This is a genomic window from Arthrobacter sp. NQ7 (assembly GCF_029581595.2).
Classification (GTDB): Bacteria; Actinomycetota; Actinomycetes; order Actinomycetales; family Micrococcaceae; genus Arthrobacter; species Arthrobacter phenanthrenivorans_B.
In genome coordinates this window covers 1-22,173 of record NZ_JARFXU020000037.1, presented here as the reverse complement: position 1 = coordinate 22,173, position 22,173 = coordinate 1, and the positions used below count along the sequence as shown (strand labels likewise).

At 64.3% G+C, this 22,173-nt stretch carries 24 protein-coding genes and 2 pseudogenes; 10 read left to right on the top strand and 16 right to left on the bottom strand.

What is annotated here, in order from left to right; translation table 11 throughout:
- The first annotated feature begins 68 nt into the window (after positions 1 to 68).
- From PUN71_RS21965 to PUN71_RS21950, 4 genes and pseudogenes are all read left to right on the top strand, one after another.
- Positions 69 to 1,100: a hypothetical protein gene (locus PUN71_RS21965; RefSeq protein WP_283532423.1), complete on the top strand. Its 1,032-nt coding sequence runs from the start codon at positions 69 to 71 to the stop codon at positions 1,098 to 1,100.
- A 14-nt stretch (positions 1,101 to 1,114) separates the two neighbouring features.
- Positions 1,115 to 2,905, top strand: coding sequence for a metallophosphoesterase family protein (locus PUN71_RS21960; protein ID WP_277800121.1), 1,791 nt, complete (start codon positions 1,115 to 1,117; stop codon positions 2,903 to 2,905).
- Positions 2,906 to 3,401: 496 nt separating this feature from the next.
- Positions 3,402 to 4,027 (top strand): annotated as a pseudogene (locus PUN71_RS21955) (IS110 family transposase); the annotation flags it as partial.
- A gap of 77 nt (positions 4,028 to 4,104) precedes the next feature.
- Positions 4,105 to 5,045, top strand: a pseudogene (locus PUN71_RS21950) (IS3 family transposase); the annotation flags it as partial.
- Between the two features lie 73 nt (positions 5,046 to 5,118).
- On the opposite strand, the gene PUN71_RS21945 reads toward PUN71_RS21950, so the two are convergent.
- The 9 genes from PUN71_RS21945 to PUN71_RS21905 form a co-directional block, all read right to left on the bottom strand.
- Positions 5,119 to 5,949, bottom strand: coding sequence for a metal ABC transporter solute-binding protein, Zn/Mn family (locus PUN71_RS21945; RefSeq protein ID WP_277800120.1), 831 nt, complete (start codon positions 5,947 to 5,949; stop codon positions 5,119 to 5,121).
- Between the two features lie 571 nt (positions 5,950 to 6,520).
- Positions 6,521 to 7,042: a universal stress protein gene (locus PUN71_RS21940; protein WP_277800119.1), complete on the bottom strand. Its 522-nt coding sequence runs from the start codon at positions 7,040 to 7,042 to the stop codon at positions 6,521 to 6,523.
- The gene (locus PUN71_RS21935; protein WP_277800118.1) at positions 7,032 to 8,240 is read right to left on the bottom strand and encodes an MFS transporter; all 1,209 of its coding nucleotides are present in this window, start codon (positions 8,238 to 8,240) and stop codon (positions 7,032 to 7,034) included. The genes PUN71_RS21940 and PUN71_RS21935 overlap by 11 nt, the downstream gene beginning before the upstream one ends.
- A 2-nt stretch (positions 8,241 to 8,242) precedes the next feature.
- Positions 8,243 to 8,677 (bottom strand): arsenate-mycothiol transferase ArsC, encoded by a 435-nt coding sequence (locus PUN71_RS21930; RefSeq protein ID WP_277800117.1) that lies wholly within the window; start codon positions 8,675 to 8,677, stop codon positions 8,243 to 8,245.
- Positions 8,674 to 9,333 carry an arsenate reductase ArsC gene (locus tag PUN71_RS21925; RefSeq protein WP_277800116.1) on the bottom strand — a complete coding sequence of 220 codons (660 nt, stop codon included), beginning with the start codon at positions 9,331 to 9,333 and terminating at the stop codon, positions 8,674 to 8,676. The genes PUN71_RS21930 and PUN71_RS21925 overlap by 4 nt, the downstream gene beginning before the upstream one ends.
- A 32-nt stretch (positions 9,334 to 9,365) precedes the next feature.
- On the bottom strand, positions 9,366 to 10,757 hold the full coding sequence (locus PUN71_RS21920) for an FAD-dependent oxidoreductase (protein ID WP_277800115.1): 1,392 nt from the start codon (positions 10,755 to 10,757) through the stop codon (positions 9,366 to 9,368).
- A 171-nt stretch (positions 10,758 to 10,928) separates the two neighbouring features.
- Positions 10,929 to 11,936, bottom strand: a complete 1,008-nt coding sequence (trxB, locus tag PUN71_RS21915) for a thioredoxin-disulfide reductase (RefSeq protein WP_277800114.1) — start codon at positions 11,934 to 11,936, stop codon at positions 10,929 to 10,931.
- Between the two features lie 28 nt (positions 11,937 to 11,964).
- Complete coding sequence (locus tag PUN71_RS21910) at positions 11,965 to 12,387, bottom strand: arsenate reductase ArsC (RefSeq protein ID WP_277800113.1); 423 nt, start codon at positions 12,385 to 12,387, stop codon at positions 11,965 to 11,967.
- Positions 12,388 to 12,577: 190 nt separating this feature from the next.
- Positions 12,578 to 13,252 carry an arsenate reductase/protein-tyrosine-phosphatase family protein gene (locus PUN71_RS21905; protein ID WP_277800112.1) on the bottom strand — a complete coding sequence of 225 codons (675 nt, stop codon included), beginning with the start codon at positions 13,250 to 13,252 and terminating at the stop codon, positions 12,578 to 12,580.
- Positions 13,253 to 13,297: 45 nt separating this feature from the next.
- On the opposite strand from PUN71_RS21905, the gene PUN71_RS21900 reads away from it, so the two are divergent.
- The gene (locus PUN71_RS21900; protein ID WP_277800111.1) at positions 13,298 to 14,038 is read left to right on the top strand and encodes an aquaporin; all 741 of its coding nucleotides are present in this window, start codon (positions 13,298 to 13,300) and stop codon (positions 14,036 to 14,038) included.
- 66 nt (positions 14,039 to 14,104) lie between these two features.
- Entirely contained in the window at positions 14,105 to 14,464 is a 360-nt protein-coding gene (locus PUN71_RS21895; RefSeq protein ID WP_277800110.1) for an ArsR/SmtB family transcription factor, read from the top strand.
- A 24-nt stretch (positions 14,465 to 14,488) separates the two neighbouring features.
- Here the strand turns inward: PUN71_RS21895 and PUN71_RS21890 are convergent, their stop codons facing one another.
- Both PUN71_RS21890 and PUN71_RS21885 read right to left on the bottom strand, forming a co-directional pair.
- On the bottom strand, positions 14,489 to 14,908 hold the full coding sequence (locus PUN71_RS21890) for an SRPBCC family protein (RefSeq protein ID WP_277800109.1): 420 nt from the start codon (positions 14,906 to 14,908) through the stop codon (positions 14,489 to 14,491).
- A gap of 195 nt (positions 14,909 to 15,103) precedes the next feature.
- Positions 15,104 to 15,682, bottom strand: coding sequence for a methyltransferase domain-containing protein (locus PUN71_RS21885; protein WP_277800108.1), 579 nt, complete (start codon positions 15,680 to 15,682; stop codon positions 15,104 to 15,106).
- A gap of 315 nt (positions 15,683 to 15,997) precedes the next feature.
- Between PUN71_RS21885 and PUN71_RS21880 the strand changes: the two genes are divergently transcribed.
- Positions 15,998 to 16,300 (top strand): hypothetical protein, encoded by a 303-nt coding sequence (locus PUN71_RS21880; protein WP_277800107.1) that lies wholly within the window; start codon positions 15,998 to 16,000, stop codon positions 16,298 to 16,300.
- A 447-nt stretch (positions 16,301 to 16,747) separates the two neighbouring features.
- Here PUN71_RS21880 and PUN71_RS21875 read toward each other — a convergent pair whose 3' ends face one another.
- The 3 genes from PUN71_RS21875 to PUN71_RS21865 form a co-directional block, all read right to left on the bottom strand.
- Complete coding sequence (locus PUN71_RS21875; protein ID WP_277800106.1) at positions 16,748 to 17,113, bottom strand: hypothetical protein; 366 nt, start codon at positions 17,111 to 17,113, stop codon at positions 16,748 to 16,750.
- Between the two features lie 309 nt (positions 17,114 to 17,422).
- Positions 17,423 to 18,142 (bottom strand): class F sortase, encoded by a 720-nt coding sequence (locus PUN71_RS21870; RefSeq protein WP_277800105.1) that lies wholly within the window; start codon positions 18,140 to 18,142, stop codon positions 17,423 to 17,425.
- A gap of 24 nt (positions 18,143 to 18,166) precedes the next feature.
- On the bottom strand, positions 18,167 to 18,910 hold the full coding sequence (locus tag PUN71_RS21865; protein WP_277800104.1) for a CHRD domain-containing protein: 744 nt from the start codon (positions 18,908 to 18,910) through the stop codon (positions 18,167 to 18,169).
- A 226-nt stretch (positions 18,911 to 19,136) separates the two neighbouring features.
- Here PUN71_RS21865 and PUN71_RS21860 point away from each other — a divergent pair, with 226 nt between their 5' ends.
- The 3 genes from PUN71_RS21860 to PUN71_RS21850 are packed head-to-tail and all read left to right on the top strand — an operon-like array spanning position 19,137 to position 20,895.
- A complete protein-coding gene (locus PUN71_RS21860) occupies positions 19,137 to 19,529 on the top strand; it encodes an ArsR/SmtB family transcription factor (RefSeq protein ID WP_277800103.1) in 393 nt (130 codons plus the stop codon).
- Complete coding sequence (locus tag PUN71_RS21855; RefSeq protein ID WP_277800102.1) at positions 19,526 to 20,506, top strand: TIGR03086 family metal-binding protein; 981 nt, start codon at positions 19,526 to 19,528, stop codon at positions 20,504 to 20,506. Before PUN71_RS21860 ends, PUN71_RS21855 begins: the two co-directional genes overlap by 4 nt.
- Before the next feature lie 50 nt (positions 20,507 to 20,556).
- Positions 20,557 to 20,895, top strand: a complete 339-nt coding sequence (locus PUN71_RS21850) for a YciI family protein (protein ID WP_277800101.1) — start codon at positions 20,557 to 20,559, stop codon at positions 20,893 to 20,895.
- A gap of 321 nt (positions 20,896 to 21,216) precedes the next feature.
- On the opposite strand, the gene PUN71_RS21845 is transcribed toward PUN71_RS21850, so the two are convergent.
- The gene (locus PUN71_RS21845) at positions 21,217 to 21,741 is read right to left on the bottom strand and encodes a peroxiredoxin-like family protein (protein ID WP_277800100.1); all 525 of its coding nucleotides are present in this window, start codon (positions 21,739 to 21,741) and stop codon (positions 21,217 to 21,219) included.
- Positions 21,742 to 21,778: 37 nt separating this feature from the next.
- A partial coding sequence (locus PUN71_RS21840; RefSeq protein WP_502861280.1) for an oxidoreductase occupies positions 21,779 to 22,173 on the bottom strand: 395 nt, incomplete at its 5' end.

Here is a 22,173-nt window from a genome sequence, read left to right as displayed (position 1 = left end):
GCAGGTCGCGGGAAATCCACTTGCAGGCAGTGCTTACAGCGTTGTTGCTTACCTTGGAGGGTGGCCTGGTGATGTTGCCGGTGGCTGCGACCGCGGCCGGTCCTAATCTGCCGGCGGCCACGAACTGCACGCCGCAACTCCTTCCCGGCCTCGGCGGCAGGGGCAGCAACGCCGTCGCGTCGAGCAGCAACGGCCTGGTGGTCGGCGTCGCCGATACCGCCGCCGGCGAGTCGGTGCCGGTGCTTTGGCGGAACGGCCAACCCACCCAGCTTGCGATCCCGCTCCAGGCCGCGGCCCCGGCGTCCGTGAACGCGGCAGGAGTCGTCGTCGGCACAGGGTATGACGCCTCCAATGAGCTGCTGGTGGGCTGGTGGTGGCAGGACGGGCAGTACCATCCCTTACCGGTCAAACCCAGAGACATAGCGATGCCGGCGGCAGTGAATGACAGCGGCGTCGTCGCCGGGGCGCTGGTCGCCGACGAGGAACATTCAGACGGGCCGGGTGCCGACGAAGATGAGCGGGCCGCCGTTTGGCCCTCCGTGACCACCGCACCCCACGAGCTCGCACTGCCGTCCGGAACCCGGGGCGGACATGCCTTCGCTGTCGGTCCGGACGGCACCGCCGGCGGGGTGGCCATCGGGGACGATGCCACTCCGGTCCTCTGGGGGCCGGACGGCTCTCCGAAGGCCCTGCCCACCCTTAGCGGCAAAGGCGGAGTAGTGCTCGGGATCGATTCGACCGGGCAGGCAGTGGGCCAGAGCGGCGTGGCCGACGGAACCCACGCCGTGGCCTGGGCCGCGACCGGCGCCGTCACCGACGTCGGGGCTGCCGCTGCCGGTGCCACGTCCAGCGCCGCCTCAGCGATTGCCGGCGTGACGGTGGGAGCAGGCAGTTCGCCCTCCTTCCGTGCATCCAGGCCGCAAGCCGTGATCTGGATCGGCAAGAGTGCACGGATCCTGCCGCCGGGATCCGATGCCCAGTTCACCGGCGTGTCCGGGTCCGCGACCTCGGTGTCAGGCCAGGGCGCCAACGCCGTTGTCATCGGCTTCTCCGCAGCTGACAACGGACTGCGCCGCGCAACCGAATGGAGCTGCAAGTGAAAGGCCAGGGGCGCTTGCGCCATCCAGTAAGCGCGGTGCTGGCCGTCCTGCTCGGCGCCGTCCTCGTACTCGGCAACATTGACGTCCTTAGCCCGCGGAACGACTCGGAGGCCTCCGCCGCAACGTCGGTGAGCCTGGGGTTCGCCGGTGACACGGGCGGCAACACTGTGACAGGCAAGGTGATTGACGCGGCACGCAACGCCGGAACCTCCGCATTCTTCAACCTCGGCGACCTGTCCTACTCCCAGATCACCCCGGAATCGGCCTGGTGCTCGTTCGTCAAGCAGCACGCCGGGTCCATGCCCTACGAATTCATCACCGGAAACCACGAGGACGACGGGCCCGACGGCGTGTGGTCCAACTTCGCCTCGTGCCTGCCGGACCAGCTCGGCTCCGTAGGAAACTACGCCCAGCAGTTCTACACCGACTACCCTGCCAGCAGCCCCCTGGTCCGGCTGATCATGGTGTCCCCGAAGCTGACCTACAGCGGCAGCGGCCTTGACTGGTCCTACAAGTCCGGCACCCAGGGCTACAACTTTGTGACATCCGCCATCGACTCGGCGCGCGCTGCCGGGATCCCGTTCATCGTCGTCGGCATGCACATGTACTGCCTGTCGATGGTCAACTACCCCTGCGCCGCCAGCCCTGACCTGATGAACATGCTCGTGTCCAAGAAGGTGGACCTGTACCTGCAGGCGCATGACCACGCGTACGCCCGCAGCTACCCGCTCGCGCTCAAGGGCACGTGCACGGCGATCCCCATCGACAGCTTCAACCCGGACTGTGTCGCGGACACCAATCCGACCGGCCAGTTCGCCGCCGGCACCGGAACCATCCTGGCCACCGTCGGTTCGGGCGGCAGGTCGATCAACAGTGAAAGCAACACGACGACGGCGCCGTACTTCCAGAGCTTCATGGGGAGCAACAACAACCCCACCTACGGCTTCCTGAACGTGTCCGTGACAAGTACCACCCTAAGCGCGTCATTCGTCGGCGCCTCGGGCGGAACCTACACCGACAATTTCTCTGTCACCAAGCCGGCACCTTCGCCAAGCCCGACACCAACTCCCACGCTCACCCCAACACCAACCCCCACACCCACCCCAACGCCGACCACGGCCCCTGCCCCGTCAGCCCTCTCGGTCCGTTCTACGCTGAGTGGAGCCGGCGAGCTGATTGCATCAGGCTCCTATACTCCGGGCCTGCCGGCAGGATGGCAGCCCGGTGACACAGTCTTCCTGTTCTCGCAGGTCACCGTGTCCGGATCGGCGAATACCACCGCTCCCGCGGGTTGGACAAAGGCGATTGGTGACTTCACCAGTGCCGGGTCCACCTCCGCCCACCAGGCGGTCTGGTACCGGGTGATGCAGGCCGGCGACACGGCGCCCAACGTGCCCGAACCCGCTGCCAGGTATGCCTGGTCAACGGTTGCAGTCCAGGGCGCCGACACCACCACGCCGCTGGACGTTACGCCCGCCACTGACACCAACAGCGGTGTGGCCTACCCGGATGTGCGGGCTCCGTCCATCACGCCGGTGACGCCGGGAGCGCTGTTGCTGACAGCCCACGGCCTGCGGAACTCCACCAACTCGGCCACCACGACATTCCTGCCGCCGACGGGAATGGGCGAGCTGACCGACTCGACGTCGAACATCGCGTCCAAGTCGAACGCAGCCATCGAAGTTAACTCCCTGCCGCTGACGGATACGTCTGCCACCGGGGCGAAGACGGCCACGGCAGCATCAAGCTCGGGCACGGCCACTAACCAGTGCGGCTCCGCCATCATCGTGCGCCCAGCACTGTGACAGGCGCTACGCCGTAAGGGACGCTGCGGACAGCGGGCGCATCGAACGCTGGGCGCCTGTTGTTCACAAACTCGGACTTTGCGGCCAACCCTCCACGCCGTTACTGGCACATGCACCTGGACGAGACTACGAGGATCTGCGTGGACGCCCCGCGGTAGCCCGGGACACACTTCTGTGTTCGCCTCACAACAGGCAGAAGAGGCAGAACGGGGTCCTGAAGCCCATCCGAAAGGTCAACGCTGCAGAAAGGACATGCATAGGTTCCTGGGCCGACGAAACCAGCCCCGTTACCTTTTTCGTAGCCCGGTTCCTGTCGGAGGATGAGGGTGTGTTGGCCGGTCGGTCCCGGCATGGTTTCTGCCCCCAGTCGTTCATGATCCGGGGGTGTTGTCACCGCGACCGGCTCGGCGGCACGTGATCGCTGATAGAGGCACGAGGACGGGTCCTTCGTAACGTGGATGCCGACGCCTGCCGCCGTGACCAGCCAGCAAGATCTGTGACGTCTGAACAAGGGAGCTGGTATGGCGGTGATTCTGGATCAGCAGGACATGACGTGTTCATCGGTCTCGACGTGGGGAAGTCCGGCCATCATGCGGTGGCACTACATCGTGCCGGAAAGAAGCTCTTCGACAAGGCGCTGCCCAACGACGAAGCCCGACTGCGGGAAATCCTGGATTCCGTGTCCGGACACGGGAAAACCCTGCTCGTCGTGGATCAGCCGGCCACTATCGGCGCACTGCCTGTCGCGGTCGCCCAGGCCGCCGGCGCAGCGGTCGGCTACCTGCCGGGCCTAGGCATGCGCAGGATCGCGGACCTGCACCCCGGACAGGCCAAAACCGACGCTGGAGACGCGGCCATCATCGCCGATGCCGCCAGGAGTACGCCCCCACACGCTGCCGACGATTGCCTTGGACGATGAGACGCTGGCCGAGCTTGGCGTGTTCTGCGGCTTCGACGACGACCTCGCCGGCGAGATCACCGCTGTCTCGAACCGGATCCGCGCGCTGCTCACCCAGATCCACCCGGCCTTCGAACGGGGACTCGGCCCGCATCTCGATCGCCCTGCCGTGGCGGACCTACTCACGGGCTATCCGACACCGATCGCCTTGAAGGCAGCCGGTCCCGGACACGTCAAAGCCTGGCTGAAGAAACACCAGATGCTGTCTTCACTGCGCTCGGCGAACAGCCAGTTTCGGGAACTGCTGGAGCAGGAGAACGAGATTCTCCGCCGAGCGGCTGCCTATATGGCCAGGGACATCAACCCAAAATGATCTACCCGCTGGTCACAGATCTTGCCGCTGACGGTGTTCCCGTGGCGATGACCTGCAGGGTGTTGGGATTCAGCAAGCAAGGCTATTACCGATGGAAGAGCAGACCGGTGACTGAACGGGACTGGATCGAGGATCAATGCGCACCTGGTCAACGCCGCCCCGGATATCCATGAAGATGATCCGGCATTCGTATACAGGATCATCGCCGACGAACTCCAAGAGAAAGGCGTCCTGACGGGAGAGGGCAGGGTCCAGCGCCTATGCAGAGACCACGGCATCTGGTCGACATTCTCAAAGAAGCGTGGCCTGAACCGGAAACCCGGCCCGCCAGTCCACGACGACATGGTGGAGCGGGACTTCACCGCCGCGGCACCGAACGAACTGTGGCTAACGGACATCACCGAGCACCCCACTGTAGAGGGCAAGCTCTACCTCTGCGCGGTGAAGGACCTCTACTCCGGAAGGATCGTTGGCTACTCGATGGACTCACGTATGAAGTCCTCGCTGGCCGTCACCGCGCTGGAGAACACAGTCCGGGCCCGCCGCCCGGCAGGGACCGTCGTGCAATCCGATCGCGGGTCCCAGTTCCCGTCACGCCGGTTCGTCGAAGCGCTCCGTCACCACGGGCTCACCGGATCGATGGGCAGCGTCGGAGCGTGCGCGGACAACGCCGCGGTGGAATCGTTCTTCTCGCTGCTGCAGAAGAACGTCCTGGATCGCCAACGCTGGCTCACCAGACAGGACCTCCGGCTTGCCATCACAACCTGCATCGAAATAACCTACCACCGCCGTCGAAGCAAAGACGGCTGGGCAAACTCACGCCCATCGAATATGAAACAATCAACCGGACCGCGCTCACAGCGGCCTAAGACCCCGAGTCAACAAAAGCCGGGGCAGTCCCTCTGTCCGGGGCTGCCGTACAGCTTGGGCGGTAGTTTTGATCTAGGGTTGCAGGGCCTGTTCGAGGTGCTCGACGTTGTCGCCCATCCATTGGAGATAGTTCTTGCCCTCGGGGAGGGTTTCGGTGAAGTCCACTACAGGCACCCCGGCGGCAGCTGCGGCGTCCTTGAGTTTCTTGGTTTGCGGGCCCTCGGTTTGTTCGTTGTAGGCGAGCATCTTGACGGCTTTGCCCGAGATGAGGTCCAGGGTTTGCTGCTGAACAGGGACGGGGACGTCGTGACCGTCTTCGATGGCGTTGCTGAAGTCTTCCGGGGTTTTGTTGACCAGGCCGGCTGCCTCGAGCAGGTAGAGAGGGACCGGTTCAGTGATGGCTACGGGGTCACCCTCGTGGCTCGCTTTCAGCTCGGCGGTGCGGTCCTTGAGCTTGCCTAGTCCAGCTTTGAACCGGTCAGCGTTGGCAGCGAACGTCGAGGAGCCGGCCGGGTCTACCCGGGATAGTTCCTGGGTGATCGCGTCCGCGGTCGCGGTCATGGCCTGAAAGTTGTACCAAAGGTGTTCGTTGAGTTCGTGCGTCCCTGCGGGGGCACCCGGGCTGGCAGTTCCGGCCTGGGGTGCAAGCCCCGAGAGTTCGGTGACGTTGATGAGCCGTTGATCGCCTGCCCTGTTGTCCGCAACGAGAGTTTTGAAGAAATTGTCGTATCCGCCACCGTTCTCGATTAGGACCCTGGCCTTGGAGACAGCAAGCTTGTCCTGTGCCGTGGCCTCGTAGGAGTGAGGGTCTTGCGAAACGCTGTGGATGATGGGGGTGACGTGAATTCTGCCCCCGCCGATGGTTTGGGCGATGTCGGCGTAGACATCGGTCGAGGTGGTCACCTCCACCGTTGCTGGGGATATGGGTGCCTGTCCCGCGCTGTTGGAACTGCATCCGGCCAGCAGCACTAATGCCGCTCCGGCCGCCGTGAGAGGCCCCAGGGGCGGCCTGTGGCGGTGACTTTGGTATCGCATATCGGTATCCTGCCTTTGCTTTATTGAGAATGAATATCGTTAACGATACATGACGAAGCTTGCCCGGTGTGGCGCCGGTAAAAGAGAATAGTGGTCTCAGCTTTGCTTGCGTTCCATAAAGGCTTGTGGGCGTTGGGGCGCCAATTCCCCGGATGCCATGTCGTCCTCCAGGGGACCCTCAAGGATGGCCGTCGTGTTGAGCGGGCAGAGTCGTTTCTGAAACACGGATGCCTGAGCTTCACCGGACGCCTGGATGTTGTACCCATGGTGAAGAAGCTGCCTAAGGCAGCAACCTGTCTGTAAATCCTTTCGGTCAATACGGGCAGGACCGATGTATCTAGTGGAGATTCCTGGTGCAGCATCCGTTTCGGACGATTGGGATTCGAGGCAGATAGGTTTTGAGATAGGGAGTTCGGACGGGGATCGTTAGATCGGGCGGTCAGGCAGATCTCTTGCTTCGTCGCGATTGTCCTGTCCTGGGCTGGTTAGCTGGCTCTGGGATGACTAGGACGGGTCGGTGCTGCTGCTGGATCAGGGTAGCGGTGACGGATCCTTCGAGGGCGCGGCCTAGCCGTGCCAGGGAACCTTGGCGACCGGGCCCGACTACAAGCAGCGCTGCGCCGGTGTTTTCGGCGAGGCGTGTGAGTGCCTTGGAAGGATCGCCGTTGAGCACCCGGAAGGACCAGGTTTGCCCGGGCTGTCCAAGAATGTCGTGGAGCCTCTGTTGTAGCTGGCTTGATGGGAATTCGGCTTCTTCGTTGGTGCTGGGGTCCAGGGAAAGAGCTGTCCGCTGGTTCTCGGGCGCCCATTCCGTCAGGTAGCTGGCGGGGTCGACGAAGGCGCAGATGAGGTGTGCTTTAAGGGAAGCGGCCAGGTGGGCAGCTGTCCGGATCAGGTGTTCGGAGAAGTTCCACTCCACGCCGAGGACGATTGTCCCGTCGAGCCGTTCGTTATTGGGCATGGAAACCTCGCAAATGATGGGCGGTTGTGATGAGCAGGGCAGTTCCGGTTGCGGCTGCCATTGCGTAGGCCATGGCAGTGAAGGAACCGAACCAGGTGGCAAGCGCCGGTCCTGCGGCTGGGGCGAGGGCTGTGACGACAGTGAGGGGTGCGGCGAAGATTCCTTGGAGTGTGCCGAGACCGCTTGTTCCCCACCGGTCCGCAACGATTGTGGCTTGCAGCAGCGTCTGGCAGCCGCGGACAGCTCCGGCGATCATCCCTGCGCTGATCAACAGCGGCACCGGTCCGGGCAGGAGTGCGAGCAAGAGGAGCACTGCTGTCGCGGTGCCTGTGACCAGAATGATGCGTTTCTTGGCGGGCAGGGCGGCGAACAGCAGCCGGCCGGCGACTTGTCCTGCGCCGACGAGTCCGAGGCCGAGGGCCGCCAGGGTGTAGTTGGATCCTTTTTCCATGAGCAGGGGGATGATGTTCAGCGTCACGGTATATAGGCCGAGGCATAGCAGGACCATGAGGGCCTGCAGCGCCAGGAATTCTTTACTGCGGCTGACGAGGCGCACCTGTGCGGTGTCCTCGATCATCTGAGTATCAGACCGGGCATGCTGCCAGGACCGGTTGAGGTAGCGGGCGTGCAGTGGCACGGTCACCGCGCCGAGCAGGCCGGCGAGGACCAGGAAGGCTCCCCGCCACCCGATCGCGGAGCAAAGGGCCGCTGTGAGCGGGGCGAAGATGGTGGACGCGAATCCTGCCACGAGGGTCAGGATGGTCAGCGGCTTCACCCGGGCCGGTCCGTACCAGCGGCTGATCACGGTGAACGCAGGCTGGTACAGCACCGCGGCCTGGGCGGCTCCGGCGATCAGCCAGGCGGCGGCGAACACGGGCAGGTTCGGGGCGGCACTGACCATCACCAGGGCGGCGACTCCGATGAGGGATCCGCCGATCATCAGGGCGCGGGGGCCGGTGCGGTCCAGGGTCCGGCCGACGGCGATCCCAACGACGGCGGACACCACGAGTCCGGCGGAAAAGGCCGCGGTGATCGTGGCCGGGTCCCAGCCGGTGTCGTCGCTGATGGGATGGACTGCGGTGAGCAGCGCGTAGTAGAGCGCGCCCCATGCGGTGGTTTGGGTGATGCACAGCGCGGTGAGGCCGCCGCGGGGTGCACCTTCGGCGACCAGGGGCCGGGATACCGCAGGGGCGGGCATGGCTACTTCCCGGTGAGCTCCGCGTGCAGCTTCTGGACGCGGGCCTTGATGTCGTCCCGGACCAGGCGCATCCGCTCCATGCCTTCGATGCCGCGCTCGGAGGGTTCATCGGTTTCCCAGACCTCGAAGCGGGTACCCTCGTGTGGTTTGAGCTGTGCTTCGGTGCCCAGGACGATGACGGCGTCCACGGCTTCCAGGACCTCGTCGGTGACGGGCTTGGGGTGTTCGCCGGTGATGTCGATGCCGAGCTCGGTCAGGGACTCCACGGCCTGCGGGTTCAGCGATGTCCCGGGTTTGGTGCCGGCGGAATAGACGGTGATGTCCCCGGCGGCGATCTGCTTCATCAGGCCGGCGGCAAGCTGGGATTTACCGCCGTTCTTGCTGCAGACGAACAGCACAGCCGGGGTCTTCTGCGTGTCGGGTGTTTCCTGCGTCATGAGTGCGTTGTTTCCTTTGTGAGAGAGGTGACCAGGGTCTTGACCCGGTCATGGATCTGATCGCGGATCTGACGGACTGTGTCCAGGGACTGGTCTGCCGGGTCCGGAAGATCCCAGTCCTCGTAGCGTTTGCCGGGATAGATGGGGCAGGAGTCCCCGCATCCCATGGTGATGACCACGTCCGAGGCGCGGACGACGTCGTCAGTGAGGGGTTTGGGATAGTTCTGTGCCAGGTCCAGGCCCATTTCGGACATGACTGTTACGACGTTCGGGTCCAGTTCCGCCGCCGGGAGCGATCCGGCCGAGCGGACACGGATGCTGCCCTTGGCTTCGACGGTAAGCAGTGCTGCGGCCATTTGGGAGCGGCCGGCGTTCTGTACGCACACGAACAGGACCTCGGGGACCTCGGACGTGATCGCGCCCTTGGACTTGGCAAGCGCGTTCAGCCGGTCATTGGCGAAGTGTTCGGTGGTGGCAGGCAGGTAGGCACTGATTGTCGCGGTGCGTGCCAGCGCCGTGTAGGACTCAAAGACGTACCGTTCCACGGTCTCGGCCGCAAATACGCCTGCGAACCTGTCTGCGAGCCTTTCACTGATGCGGTGCAGGAGTTCGGTGTTGTCCTTCAGCCCAAGGCTGGTGTCGCGGTGTTCATTCATGACAGCTCTCCAGGGATGGTTTGGTGACTGGCTTATGAGTCGTTGGTACCGGAGCGGCCGTGGGCAAGCCCGGTCGGGAAGCCGACCAGTACCGGCTCGGGCGTGGCGCAGCACCCGGACTCAGCCGTGGCGGAGGCCTTGGCTGCCGATGCTGCGGGGACATCGCAGCTGGTGCCGGAGTCGGTGGAGCAGACCCCGGTTTCCGGGAGTTCGAGGTGGACGGTGTCGGCGGCCTCGCGGTCTCCGGCGAGTGCGGCGACGACCGAGCGGACCTGTTCGTAACCGGTGGCGAGCAGGAAGGTCGGGGCCCGGCCGTAGGACTTCATGCCTACGATGTAGAAGTCTTTCTCCGGGTGGGCCAGCAGCTTGGCGCCGTGCGGGGGCACTGTGCCGCAGGAGTGGAATTCGGGGTCGATCAGCGGGCCGAGCTCCACGGGCGCTTCGACGGCAGGGTCCAGGTTGAGGCGGAGTTCGCGAAGGATGTCCAGGTCGGGCCGGAAACCGGTGCAGGGCACCACGATGTCCGCTTCCAAGGTGCGGCCGTCCACGGATTCGACGGTCACGCCGGATTCCAGGGCCTTGAGGGAGGCGATCCCGAAGCCGGTGTGCAGCTCGATCTTTCCCGCCTCCACCAGGCGGCGCACGCGGCCGCCGAGCTGGCCCCTGGCCGGGAGGCCGTCCGCGTCGCCGCCGCCATAGACTTTTGCCGCCGAGGCGCCACGGATAGCCCAGAGGATCCGGGTGTCCGGTTCGTCTTTGGTCAGGTCGGCCAGGCTGATCAGGGTGTTGGCCGCGGAATGGCCGGCACCGACCACCAGGACGCGCTGGCCTGCGAACTCTGACCGGTCCCGGCCGGTGACGTCGGGAAGCGGTGCGGAGATCCTCCCGGCCGCGGTGTCTTCGCCGATGTCCGGAAGCCCGGAGGTTCCCAGCGGGTTGCGGCGGGACCAGGTGCCGGAGGCGTCAATGACCGCGGCAACGGTGTGGTCGCGTGTTTCGCCGTCCGCGTGTTCGATACGGACCGTGAAGGGGGTGGTGTCCCGGTTCTTCACATGGGTCTTGTCCAGCCCCTGCCTCGTTACGGCCACCACACGGGCACCGGTCTGCAGACGGGACGCGATCTGCGGCAGCGCCGCCAGGGGTGTGAGGTAGTTGTCGATGAGTTCCCCGCCGTACGGGAGTGCTGTCGGGCGTGGGGAGGTCCAGCCCGTGCCCTCAAGGAGGCGGACGGCAGCGGCGTCGAGGTTGTACCGCCAGGGTGAGAACAGCCGGATGTGGCGCCACTGTTCAATCGCGGAACCCGCGGCGGGGCCTGCTTCAAAGATCAGTGGCTCCAGGCCGCGCTCCAACAAGTGCGCTGCGGCGGCCAGGCCCACGGGGCCGGCGCCTATCACGGCGACGGGAAGGTTCTTTGTCGAATCCATGCTGTCCTCTTTCATCGGTCTGACTGGGGGTTTGGGCGCCGCCGGCCCGTAGTGTTCAAGGGCCGGCGGCAGGAGGTGGTCAGCAGCAGTCCTGATCGTCACCGCAGCAGCCAGAGTCGCCGCAGCATCCGGTGGTCATCAGTGAGCTCACCTCCTTTCCCGTCCCGGGTTTCAGGCGTGGATGGGTTCTTCGACCAGGGCGGTAGCGATGCTGGGGGCGTCTTCCAGTGCTGCCAGGAAGCGCTCGGCGTCCAGCGCTGCGGCACAGCCGGTACCCGCGGCGGTGATGGCCTGGCGGTAGCGGTGGTCCACGGCGTCGCCGCAGGCAAAAACACCGGGCAGGTTGGTGCACGTGGTGGGCGCATCGACCTTGATGTAGCCTTCGTCGTCCAAATCCACCTGGCCGGCCACCAGTTCCGTGCGCGGCAGGTGCCCGATGGCCACGAAGATGCCGGTGGCGCCCTGGTGCCTGGTTTCACCGGTGCGGGTGTCGGTCAGGGTGACCCCCGTGACCTTCCCGTCACCGTGGATGGCCGTCACTGCCGAGTTCCAGGCGAAGGAGATCTTGGGGTTGTCCTTGGCGCGCTGGGCCATGATCCGGGAGGCGCGCAGTTCACCCTTGCGGACCACCACGGTCACGGACTTTCCAAAGCGGGTCAGGAAGGTTGCCTCCTCCATCGCGGAGTCACCGCCGCCCACCACAATGATGTCCTGGTCCCGGAAGAAGAACCCGTCGCAGGTGGCGCACCAGGAAACACCGTGGCCGCTGAACTTCTTCTCCTCCGGCAGCCCGAGTTCCTTGTACGCCGAGCCTGTGGCCAGGATGACCGCCGGCGCCTCGTAAGTCTCCCCGCCGCCGGTGACCACGCGCTTTACGGAACCCTTGAGGTCAACCGAGGTGGCGTCGTCGAACACTACCTTGGCTCCGAACTTCTCGGCCTGCTGCTGCAGCCCGTCCATCAACTCGGGACCCTGGATGCCGCCCGGGAAGCCGGGAAAGTTTTCCACCTCGGTGGTGTTCATCAGCGCACCGCCGGCGGTGACGGACCCTGCCAGGACCAAAGGGTTCAGGCCCGCGCGGGCGGCGTAGATGGCCGCGGTGTAGCCGGCAGGGCCGGAGCCAACGATGATCAACTGTTCGGCCTTGGCCGGGGCCTGGGTCTTGTTATTGCTGCTCACGATGTCTCTCCTGGTTGTCCGGTACCGGCTACTTGGCAGCGGGGATGAGGGATTCGATCAGGCCCTCGATGCGGGTCTTGATCTGGTCACGAATAGGGCGGACGGATTCGACGCCCTTGCCGGCCGGGTCTTCCAAGACCCAGTCCTCGTAGCGCTTGCCGGGGAAGTACGGGCATTCGTCACCGCAGCCCATGGTGATCACCACGTCGGACTCCTTCACGGCTTCGGTGGTGAGGACCTTGGGAACCTCGGCGGACATGTCGATGCCGAGCTCCGCCATGGCTTCCACGGCGGCGGGGTTGATCTTGTCAGCGGGCTGGGACCCGGCGGAGCGGACCTCGATCTGGCCTTTGCCATGCGTGGTGAGGAAGGCGGCGGCCATTTGGGAGCGGCCGGCATTGTGGACACAGACGAACAGCACGGATGGCTTCTTGGCGGTTTCGGTGGTCATGGTCTTCTCCTGGTCAGATATGGGTCGGGTGAATCGGGATGGTTCAACGCCGGCACAACCTGCATCGCCACATATATTGATGTTGATCGATGTAAGGAGTATCCGGCTATAGATTGATGGTTGTCAATATTTAGTTGGGGCTTCAGTGCGTACCCTCCAGATCCCACGGCAGTAGGGGGAACGGTGGCGGCTAGGCCGCGCGCAGTCGGGGTGCGAGGTCGCTGACGCGGCGGGAGAGGTCGGTGTAGGCGTACTCAAAAGCCTCTGCCGTGTTCACCCTGACCGGGTCGGGCACGGACCAGTGGATGCTGCCGGGGCTTCCCAACTCTTCGTGGGCGTTGTCGCAGACGGTGACGATGAAGTCCCCTTCGGCTGCGACCTGGTCGAGGCTGCGCGGCGAGAGGCCTGCGAGGTCCAGTCCATGCCGGCGGGCGACATCCACGGCGCCCGGGGCGATGTTCTCCGCCGGGTGCGTTCCGGCTGACGCAGACGGGATAGCGCTGAACTGGTGCCAGAGGGCCACGGCGAGCTGGGAGCGTGCGCTGTTGCGGGTGCAGACGAACACCACGCGCCGAGCGGCGTGCTCGGCTCCGGGAGTGAGTCCTTCCAGGCCCCCGGGAGCGAGGCGGATATAACTGCGGCGCCGGTCCGCTTCGGAACGGTGGCGGGTAAGCATTCCGGCGTCTTCCAGGGTGCGCAGATGATGGGCCAGCAGATTCGATGGCATCCCCAGTTCGGCCTGCAGCTCCTTCGGGGCGAAGTCCCCAAGGGTGAGCAGGTCAACGATGCGCAGGCGGGCTGGATCGGCGAGGGCGGCGTGCCTGGCGACCCGCTCCAGGATCTTCGGATCTGGTTCAGTGTTCATTGACTCAATTTTGACTGAGTTACTTTCGTGGGTCAAGCTTGGTGCATGACTTCTTCCCAGCCGCCGCTGTGGCGCCGCAGTCTCGCGGAATTCCTTGGCACCAGCCTGCTCGTGATGATCGTTGTCGGCTCCGGGATTATGGCCCAGCAACTCTCCCCGAACGACGTCGGACTCCAGTTGCTGCAAAACAGCACCGCCACCGTGCTGGGGCTGACCGTCCTGATCCTCGTGTTCGGGCCCGTCAGCGGCGCGCACTTCAACCCCGTAGTCTCCCTCGTGGACTGGATCCTGGGGCGCCGCTCCGGCACCGGACTGACCCTGCCCGAGCTGGGCAGCTACGTGGCCGCACAGACGGTCGGCGCCATCAGCGGCAGCGTGGTCGCCAACGCAATGTTTGACATTGGAACGTCCATCTCCGGCAAGGGCCGTGCCAGCGGTGGGCACCTGCTTGGCGAGGTCGTCGCAACCGCGGGCCTCATCCTGCTGATCTTCGCCCTTGCCGCAACGAAGCGGGGAGCTCTTGCCGCCCCGGCCGTGGGCGCCTACATCGGGGCCGCCTACTGGTTCACGTCCTCCACCTCGTTCGCCAACCCCGCCGTGACCATCGGACGTATTTTCAGTGATACCTTTGCCGGCATCGCTCCGCCCTCCGTGCCCGCGTTTGTCCTCGCCCAAATCGTCGGTGCGGCAGTTGGCCTGGGTCTTCTGCTCGCCCTGTTCCCGGCCGCAGGCCAGGCCGCCGACGACGTCGTTCTCCCGCACGAGGCAGGAAAGACACATCCCTGAACCGGGCATGCCGGGGGCTCGACCAGTCTTCATTGATGATTGTCAATATTGACGCATAATGGGTACATGAACCTGCTGCCCACTCTCGAGCCCGCTGCTGATGAAGCCTGCTGTGCGCCGGCCGGGGCACCGGCGCTGGGCGCCGAGGAAGCCAAGCAACAGGCCCTCGTCTTCAAAGCACTGGCCGATCCGAACCGGCTCCGGCTCCTGTTCATCATCAAATCCGCGTCTTCCGGCGCGACCTGCGTCTGCGACCTCACAGAGCCGCTGGATCTGAGCCAGCCAACCGTATCCCACCACCTTAAGATCCTGGTCGAGGCCGGCCTCCTGCAACGCGAGAAACGCGGCACTTGGGCATACTTCTCCCTGGCCCCTGATGCGCTGGACCGTGCGGCGGCCCTTCTGGCGAACCTGCAGCCGACATGACCAGGCATCGCCTGGGAGGGAAGTTCAGCTGTGTCGGTCCAGTAACTCAGCCCGGGCTTTGACCGCATCGGCGAACGCTTGAAGGGCAGCATCAGATGCGGGCAAGATCATTCCTGCAAGGAAACGAAGAGGGCCAGTCAGCTCGTGCACGACCCGGAGCCGGGTCAGCTCCTCGTTCGGGGTGAGGGTAACTGTGAGGGTGCGGCGCAGCAGGCCCAAAGGTCGCCCTCCGCGCCAGTGCATCACGTGATCCGGAAGTTGCTGGACCCGCAGGCGAATCCTTTTCGAGCTGCCATGAGTCGTGATTCGGATCCATGCGCCGTCCCGGATCTCCCCGTCGATGGCGCTGATGCCTGATGCCCATACCGCGACGTTGCTGGTGTCGGTAAGGACATCCCAAACGGCGGTGGCCCTGGCGTTGATGAGGGCTGTGGCCTCTCTCATTTTCGTCATGGGAGGCGGACGGGAGGAAGGTCGTCTTCCGCTCCGGTGAATCCGGGGAATGCATGGAGCGGAAATCGAAGAACCCGCAACTGTTCCAAGTCTAATAGTTGACGCGTACATGTTCTGCTATCCAGGATCCATACAAGATCAAGTTCAGGAACCGTAGCAAGTACCTTGCCGCGGTAGAGGACGAGGTTATCGTGATGCGCTTCCACCCGATCCCCCGGATAAAGGTCCGAGCTGGAGCGGACATGGTTCCACACCCCTTCTCCGTTCCATTTCAAACTGAGCCCTTCTTGTCAGGCCCCGTTGCTCGAGGAGCCGTTCGGCCAGGTCGGACACGGCATCGTCGATTTCGATGCCGGTTCCTTCGGCTTCGGGAGCTGCGGCGAGCATGGCGGCCAGATTCATCCCGGCTCCGCAGCCCACGTCCAGGATTCGGGCCGGGCGCACTTCCTGCACGACGGTGGCCAACACTTCGTGCAGGACCGGTTCCATGGACCGCGTGAGTTGTGCGATCGTTTCCCCATGTTCGGCGATGTCCTGGCGCGCCGGACCTCCGCGCAGCTGCGCTGGGAGCTCGCGGAAAAGCTCAGTATGGAAGCCAGAAAAACCGTCGTACGCGGCCCGAACGACCTCATCGTCCAGCAACTGCTCTCCACGCCGGGACAGCGACCAGCCGCTCGATGTGCCGCGGACAAAACCATGCGCCTGCAACACCCTCAACCACGGCTCATGCAGACCATCATCTGCAAGATCAAGGCGGGCGCGCAAAGATGCCGTGTCGGCCGTTCCGCCGCAGAATCTCCAGCACACCGGTGGACAGGCCAGCTGCGCCTACCGCAACTGCTGATAGCAGCAAGACCATCGCGGGCCGCCCGCAGCCAGGGCATTCCACCGCCGCGGAAGAGCTTCGCGATGGTAACGAGATGCTTTATGCCTCCTCGACCGGATCGAAGCTTGGCCAGAATGTTGCGATCGTTCACGCCCAGAGCATCAAGTCCCTCCATGGCGCCACCGTATAACCCCCCCCAACATAGATGCGGAACCCACAGCGTGCGAAGCTTTTGCTGAAATACTGGACAAACCATGGACTACGAGCTGAGGATTATCGCCGGTTGCCCTAACAGTGCACCGGCTCTGGAACTGTTCCGGCAGGCACTGGCGGCCGAAAACGTCGCCGGACACATACGCGTTGTGCAACTGGAGTCTGAGGAACAAGCCAGGGCGCTGTCCTTCCACGGTTCGCCCTCCTTCATCGCTGACGGCCGGGACCTGTTCCCAGCTGCGGCAGCGCCGGCACTGACCTGCAGGGTCTACACAGGCGCCACCGGGTTAGTGGGGATGCCATCACAGGAGGACCTGCAGGCCGCACTGCGTTCACGGCCCTAGCTCGTCAGGATGTGCCGGCAGCAGAGATTCACTAGCGATACGAGACGGCCTGTGGCTGCACGGGGCCTGGCCGTGCAGACGGCTTTGGACATTCGGCCAGGCGACTTCTCAAAATGACAGCCAGCTCAAGAGCAAAGTCAATAACGACCGTTTCTGACCTGTATTCGGCAAGCCTCCCAAAAAGTCGAAATGTGACTTTCGGCGGTAAATGGCGGTGTTCTGTGATCGCTAAATGTCGACCCTGGTTGCCCAACTGGCTCATATTGCTAGGGTTTCGAGACAAGCTGAACGGTGCTGGGTTCCCGTTGAGGTACCAAGGGACTTAAGTCTGAGAACTGACCTCCCTGCCCTACCGGAGAGTTTGGTTGGGTCGGATACTAGGTTTGTCCCGAGGGCGGTACTCATACCATGAGCCACAAATTCAAAGGGAGTCGTGACGGGCGAACATTAGGGGTGTTCGATCCAGCAGGCGAGGATGGTGGTGGAGAGCTGGTAGGCCAGGGCGTTCCTGGTGATTTTCTCTGGACCAAGGGGGCTGGTCAGGTGGCTGGCGTCTACTTTCAGTACGAAGGCGTCTTTTTGGAACACGGCGGAGCCCTCGGCCGTTTCGTAGGCTGGGAAACCGAGGTTTGCCAGTCCATTGATGGGTTTGGCGTCCTTTGCCAGGGCTTGCATCGCGTCAAAGTATTTGCGTGCTGATGCTTGGTCCGTGGCTTCCTGGACCGAGATGACCAGGGCTCCCTCGGTCAGGTGGTAGGTGCAGGTGAAGATGCTGTCGGCCCAGTGATTGATCGTGTGGGGGTCCGAGTCCAAATCCAGGATGGACCGCAGTCTCTCCTTCGGCTGGTCTCCGCAGACCATCAGAGCAGCAGCGCTGGGCTCATCCGGTGTGTTGCCCTGTGACGGTGATGTCTGGCTGTGGTGTCCGCTTGTGTGGCTTGCACCAGGTGGCGTGGTTGGCAAGGGCACCGCCGGCGAGATGTCAGTTGGTGCGGTGACAGATCCGGCCGCTGTTGCACAGCCTGTGAGCAGCAGGGCGCACAAGGCCACGGGGGCCAGTAAGGGCTTGTGGTGTTTCATGGCTCGTCCAGTTCTGCCTGCCCCTCGTGGGTGCGCGGCCGGTCAGGCTTTGAGTTTGGCGTAGATGACGTAGTTGTCGTCGAAGAGCCCCGTGGCGGGGTCGTAGCCGTCGCAGGTGATCAGGCGGAGTTCGGCTCCAGGGGTGTTGCCGTAGACCTCCAGGGTGGGGAACTCGTTTTTGGGGTAGAGGGCGCCGTGGTCAACGGTGAAAATGGCAGTGCTGCCGTCGGCCCGGGACAGGTTGATCTCGGCCCCGGGGGCGAGCTTGCGGAGGTCCGCGAACACGCCCTTGTGGCCGCCCAGGGCGTTGACGTGGCCCAGCACCACCGAGGGTCCGCGTTCGCCGGGGGCCGGTGAGCCGCTGTACCAGCCGGCTGGTGCGCCGTTGCCGGTGTCTTCCGGTACTTGCAGGGAGCCGTTTTCTTCCAGTCCCAGGTGGAGCAGGTCGGTCCGGACACCGATTGAGGGAATGCTCAGGGTGACCGGAGCCGAAGCTCCCAGCACCGCCGGTAGTTGCTGGGCGGGCGGTGCCACTGCTTCAGCTGGCGGTGTGGCAGCCGCAGTGGAGGTTTGAGCTGCGGTAGCGCTGGACGGTGCGGGGGCAGTGGCCGCCGGTGATATGACGGAGGACGAAGGTGGCGCTCCGGCGCCGGGAGCGGCGGTGGTGCCGGTGGCGCAGCCGGCCAGGGTGAGCAGGAGCAGAATCCCGGCCGCCGTGGGGGCCCGGAAACCTCCGCGGTGGCCGGGATTCTTGGGTGTCACAGTGGTGATCCGTTCAGCTTTGGCTTAGGCTGCTGCGTTGCGGCGGCGGACGGCGTAGGCTCCACCGGCGAGGGCGATCAGGGCCAGGCCGGAACCGATGGCGAGGGCTCCGGTGTCGGTGCCGGATTGGGTGGCAACGCCGGTCGCGGCGCCGCCTGCAGGCATCTTCATTTGGCCGGCGGTCAGGGTTCCGCACAGCGCGGGTGAGGTGGCGGCGAGGGGAAGCGTGGGTGCGAGGTCGCTCTTGGCGGCCTGCCCTGCCGCACTGAGGGTGGCGGGGTCAAGACCGTGCACAACAACCACAGCCGTGCCCGCTTCGAGGGCTGCATGAGTTTCGGCACTGAGTTCGAACGTGCGGTCCACGGTGTAGGAGGCGCCCTGTCCGCCGACCTTCAAGTCAAGACCCGCCGCGGGGCTGGTATCGCCGCTGGTGGACAATGTGGTGACGATGCCGCCATAGGACGGTGCGCCTTCGGTGGTGGAGATAACCTGGTCGCCGTCCTTATCGGCGGAGGGGTCCGGGCAGACGCCCTTGGCGCCGCCATGAATGTGCTGAACGTGCGGGTACGGGGCGTCCATAAAGGTCGCAGGCATGCCCGAAACCTTCAGGACCACATGGGCATGGTTACCCGTCACGTCAAGGGTGACGGTGCCCGACCCTGAACTGCCGTTGAGCTGCTTCAAGGTGGACTGATAAGACCCGTCGTGAGCCAACGCGGGAGAACCAGACAGGGCAAGAGCGGCTAAGGCCAGGGTTGGCACTGCCATAAAGCGGAGTGTCTTATTCATTTGGAAAATCTCCTCATACACGCGCGTGTGATGTTAGTGCCCCGGAAGGGGCAACAGTACTTCGAAGTAGAACCACGCGAGGATGGGTGAAAACGTGTCCTGAACCACAAAAGGCCTCGACCGGGTGTCAGCCTGCACCCGGCGCTCAGGTGGTGGTCGGTAACCAAGAGATGCACATGCGCATCCGGCGTTGCGCAATACGTTAGTGACGGCTAACGTATCTTTTGTGTGGGATGCCTTGGAGATTGCTGCGGAACCAAACCGGCGACGCTTGCTGCATCTTCTCGCCAGCCACGAACAGGCGGTAGGTGAGCTGGCCGCCCATTTCATGGTGAGTCGTTCAGCGGTGTCCCAGCACCTGCTGTTACTGGAGCAGGCTGGCCTGGTGTCTGCCCGCAAAGAGGGACGGAACAGGTTTTACCGGCTCGACCCGGTGGGAATGGGCCGGCTCCGTGAACTTGTCGAGCAGTTCTGGACCTACGAACTGGATCTGCTGGCCTCGGATGCAGCCGCCCTTGCCGCACAGCGTCCCGGGCTTGCGCAACATCACACGACCACTTCAGATATTTCGCCTCAAGACAAAGGACCACTCCCATGACGTTCGATAAGACCATTCATCTGCCTGTCGGCCCCGATGAGGCCTTTGCGCTCATCACTGAGCCGGAGCGTCTGCGCCGCTGGCAGACGGTGGCGGCCCGGGTTGACCTTCGGATCGGCGGCGAATACCGCTGGACCGTCACCCCGGGCCATCACGCCGCTGGCACGTTCCAGGAGATCGAGCCTGGCAAGCGCATCGTCTTCACATGGGGCTGGGAATCCGGAGTGGACCTGGCACCGGGCGCGTCCACCGTATCGATCACGCTCGAGCCCGACTCCGACGGCACCACGCTGCGCCTAGTACACGATGGCCTCACCACCGAACAGGCCGCTGCACATGCCGAGGGGTGGAACCACTACCTGGACCGTCTCATCGCCGAAGCGTCCTCCCCGGAGGGCGCAGGTCCGGACGAGTGGTCAGCGGCCCCGGATCCGATCGACGACATCAGTTCTGCTGAGGCATCGCTGGCCGTACTCCTGGGCGTGTTGCGCAAGCTGACTCCGGCGGATAGGGAGAAGGCCACGCCCTGCGAGGCCTTCACCACCCACGAGTTGCTGGAGCACCTAGCCGGTTCACTGAAGCAGATCGGTGGCGCGCTGGGCGCGGACGTGAGCGACGACGCCGGGGCAAGCCCTGAAGCGCGTATCGCTGTACTCGCCCAATCGACCTTGGAGGCATTCGCCCGCCGTGGTGTCGACGACGCCATCGACATGGGATTCGCTGAACTGCCCGCTACCGTCGTGGCCGGCATCGTCAATCTGGAGTTGCTCGTACACGCCTGGGACTTCGCGAAAGCGATCGGCCAGGAACTCGTCGTCTCCGACGTCGTCACCGATCATGTTGAGGCGTTGGCCATGCTGACCATCTCTGACCAGGTTCGCGCCAGCGGCAGCTTCGCTGCTGCCCAGCCGGTCGCGGAGACCGCTGGCAGCCTGGAGCGCCTGATTGCGTTCACCGGCCGAACCCTGACTGTCTAAAGACTTTCACTCCATTAGCCGCCAAAGGCACCACAGAAAGCAGGAAAATTATGTCCAAGTTCGTTTTCATCTACCACGCCCCGATGACACCCGCAGAAGCAGCGCCACCCGCACCCGAGGACATGGCAGCCGTCATGGAACAGTGGAACGTCTGGGCCGGTAAGGTCGGCAACGGCCTGGTCGACTTCGGAACACCCTTAGCCAACGGTGTCCGCGTTTCCACCGGCGGAAGCACGGCACCGAGCCAGTGCGAGGTCGCCGGATACACCATCATCGAGGCCGAGAACCTTGAGGAAGCCGTGGAACTCGCCAAGGTCCACCCGCATCTGGACATGCCCGGTGGCTGCGAAATCGAGGTCCACGAGGTCCAGCAAATTCCCGGGATGTAACAGTGGGCCGAACTGATCAGCAAGTGAGTTCATAAGGACCGCCGCGGACCCATCACAGTGTCGCATGATCTGGACCCCCAAGGTCACTCAACGATGATGGGACCGCTACGCCACGTGCCGTACGGGCCGTTAATTATCAGGCACAGTAGGCGTGGAGAGGTTCATTGGGTCCCGTTAGAGGCTGTTGACTTTGGCAAGTCTGACGGCTGACGGTCCCCAATAGCTGTTGCCCCTACGCTACGGCAACCATCACTGGGCTTCGAACTACAAGAAGGGCGCTCCGTTCGCGGAAGGCGCCCTTCTCGTGGTTGCGGTGATGTATCAGGCGGCGCCGCGGGCCGGGTAGTCGTGCTCCTGGGCGTAGCGGACCCCGGCGATCACGTCATCCAGGGACGGCCGGCCGAAGGGCATGGTGGCCGTGCTGGACCAGAACAGCGTTCCGTCCTCATCGAGGATGAAGATGCCTGGTTCGTTGAACAGGTCCGGCTCGCCGTCCTTGATCGCGTGTGAGAGGTTCAAGCCCCACGACCGTGCAGCTTCTTCTCCCAGGCCGTAGGCGACCGGGAGATCGGCCAGGTGCCACTGATCCACGACCCGGCTGCTCCGTTCGAGCGTTTCCATGCTGACGGCGGCCACCTGGCCGATGCCAGCGGCTTTCAGGTCCTCGATCCGCTTGTTGATCTCGGCCAGCTGCTTGCGGCAGATTGGGCAGTGCAAGCCCCGGTAAAAGACGACCAGGCTGAACCGGCCGCCGTCCCCGGTGCCCAGCTTCAGATCGTCGGTGGTTCCCCCGCCCACCAAGGGCAGGTCAAGGGCGGGTGCTGTCTGTGTCGGTATGAGCGTCATGGTTGCCCTCCTGCTGTGAAGTTGCTGGCTTCGGGCTTTAGGCGGTGGCTTCAAGTTCCCAGTCTTTGACGTCGGCGATCGGCGCGAACACGCTGCCGTCGAGCTCATCCAGGCTGTCGTTGCTCCGCGCCCGGCGTGGCCAGTCGCGGGTGGCCAGTGCTGCCTTGCCCAGGGCGATGACGTCGGCGTGCCCTTCAGCGATCAGGGCGGCGGCTGCTTCCGGTTCGTCGAGGCTGCCGTTGGCAATGACCGTCAGCCCGGTGTGCTGCTTGGCCAGGGCGGCGAGGGAGGCGCCTTCCTCGCCGAAGGCCGGGGCGTCGGCCCGGTATTCGGTGGTGTGGATGTAGTCGATCCCGGTCGTCGCCAAGGCTGTGAAGATGGCCTCGGCTTCTGCGGGCCCGCCGGCCCATTTGTGCGTGTAGTCGCTGACCT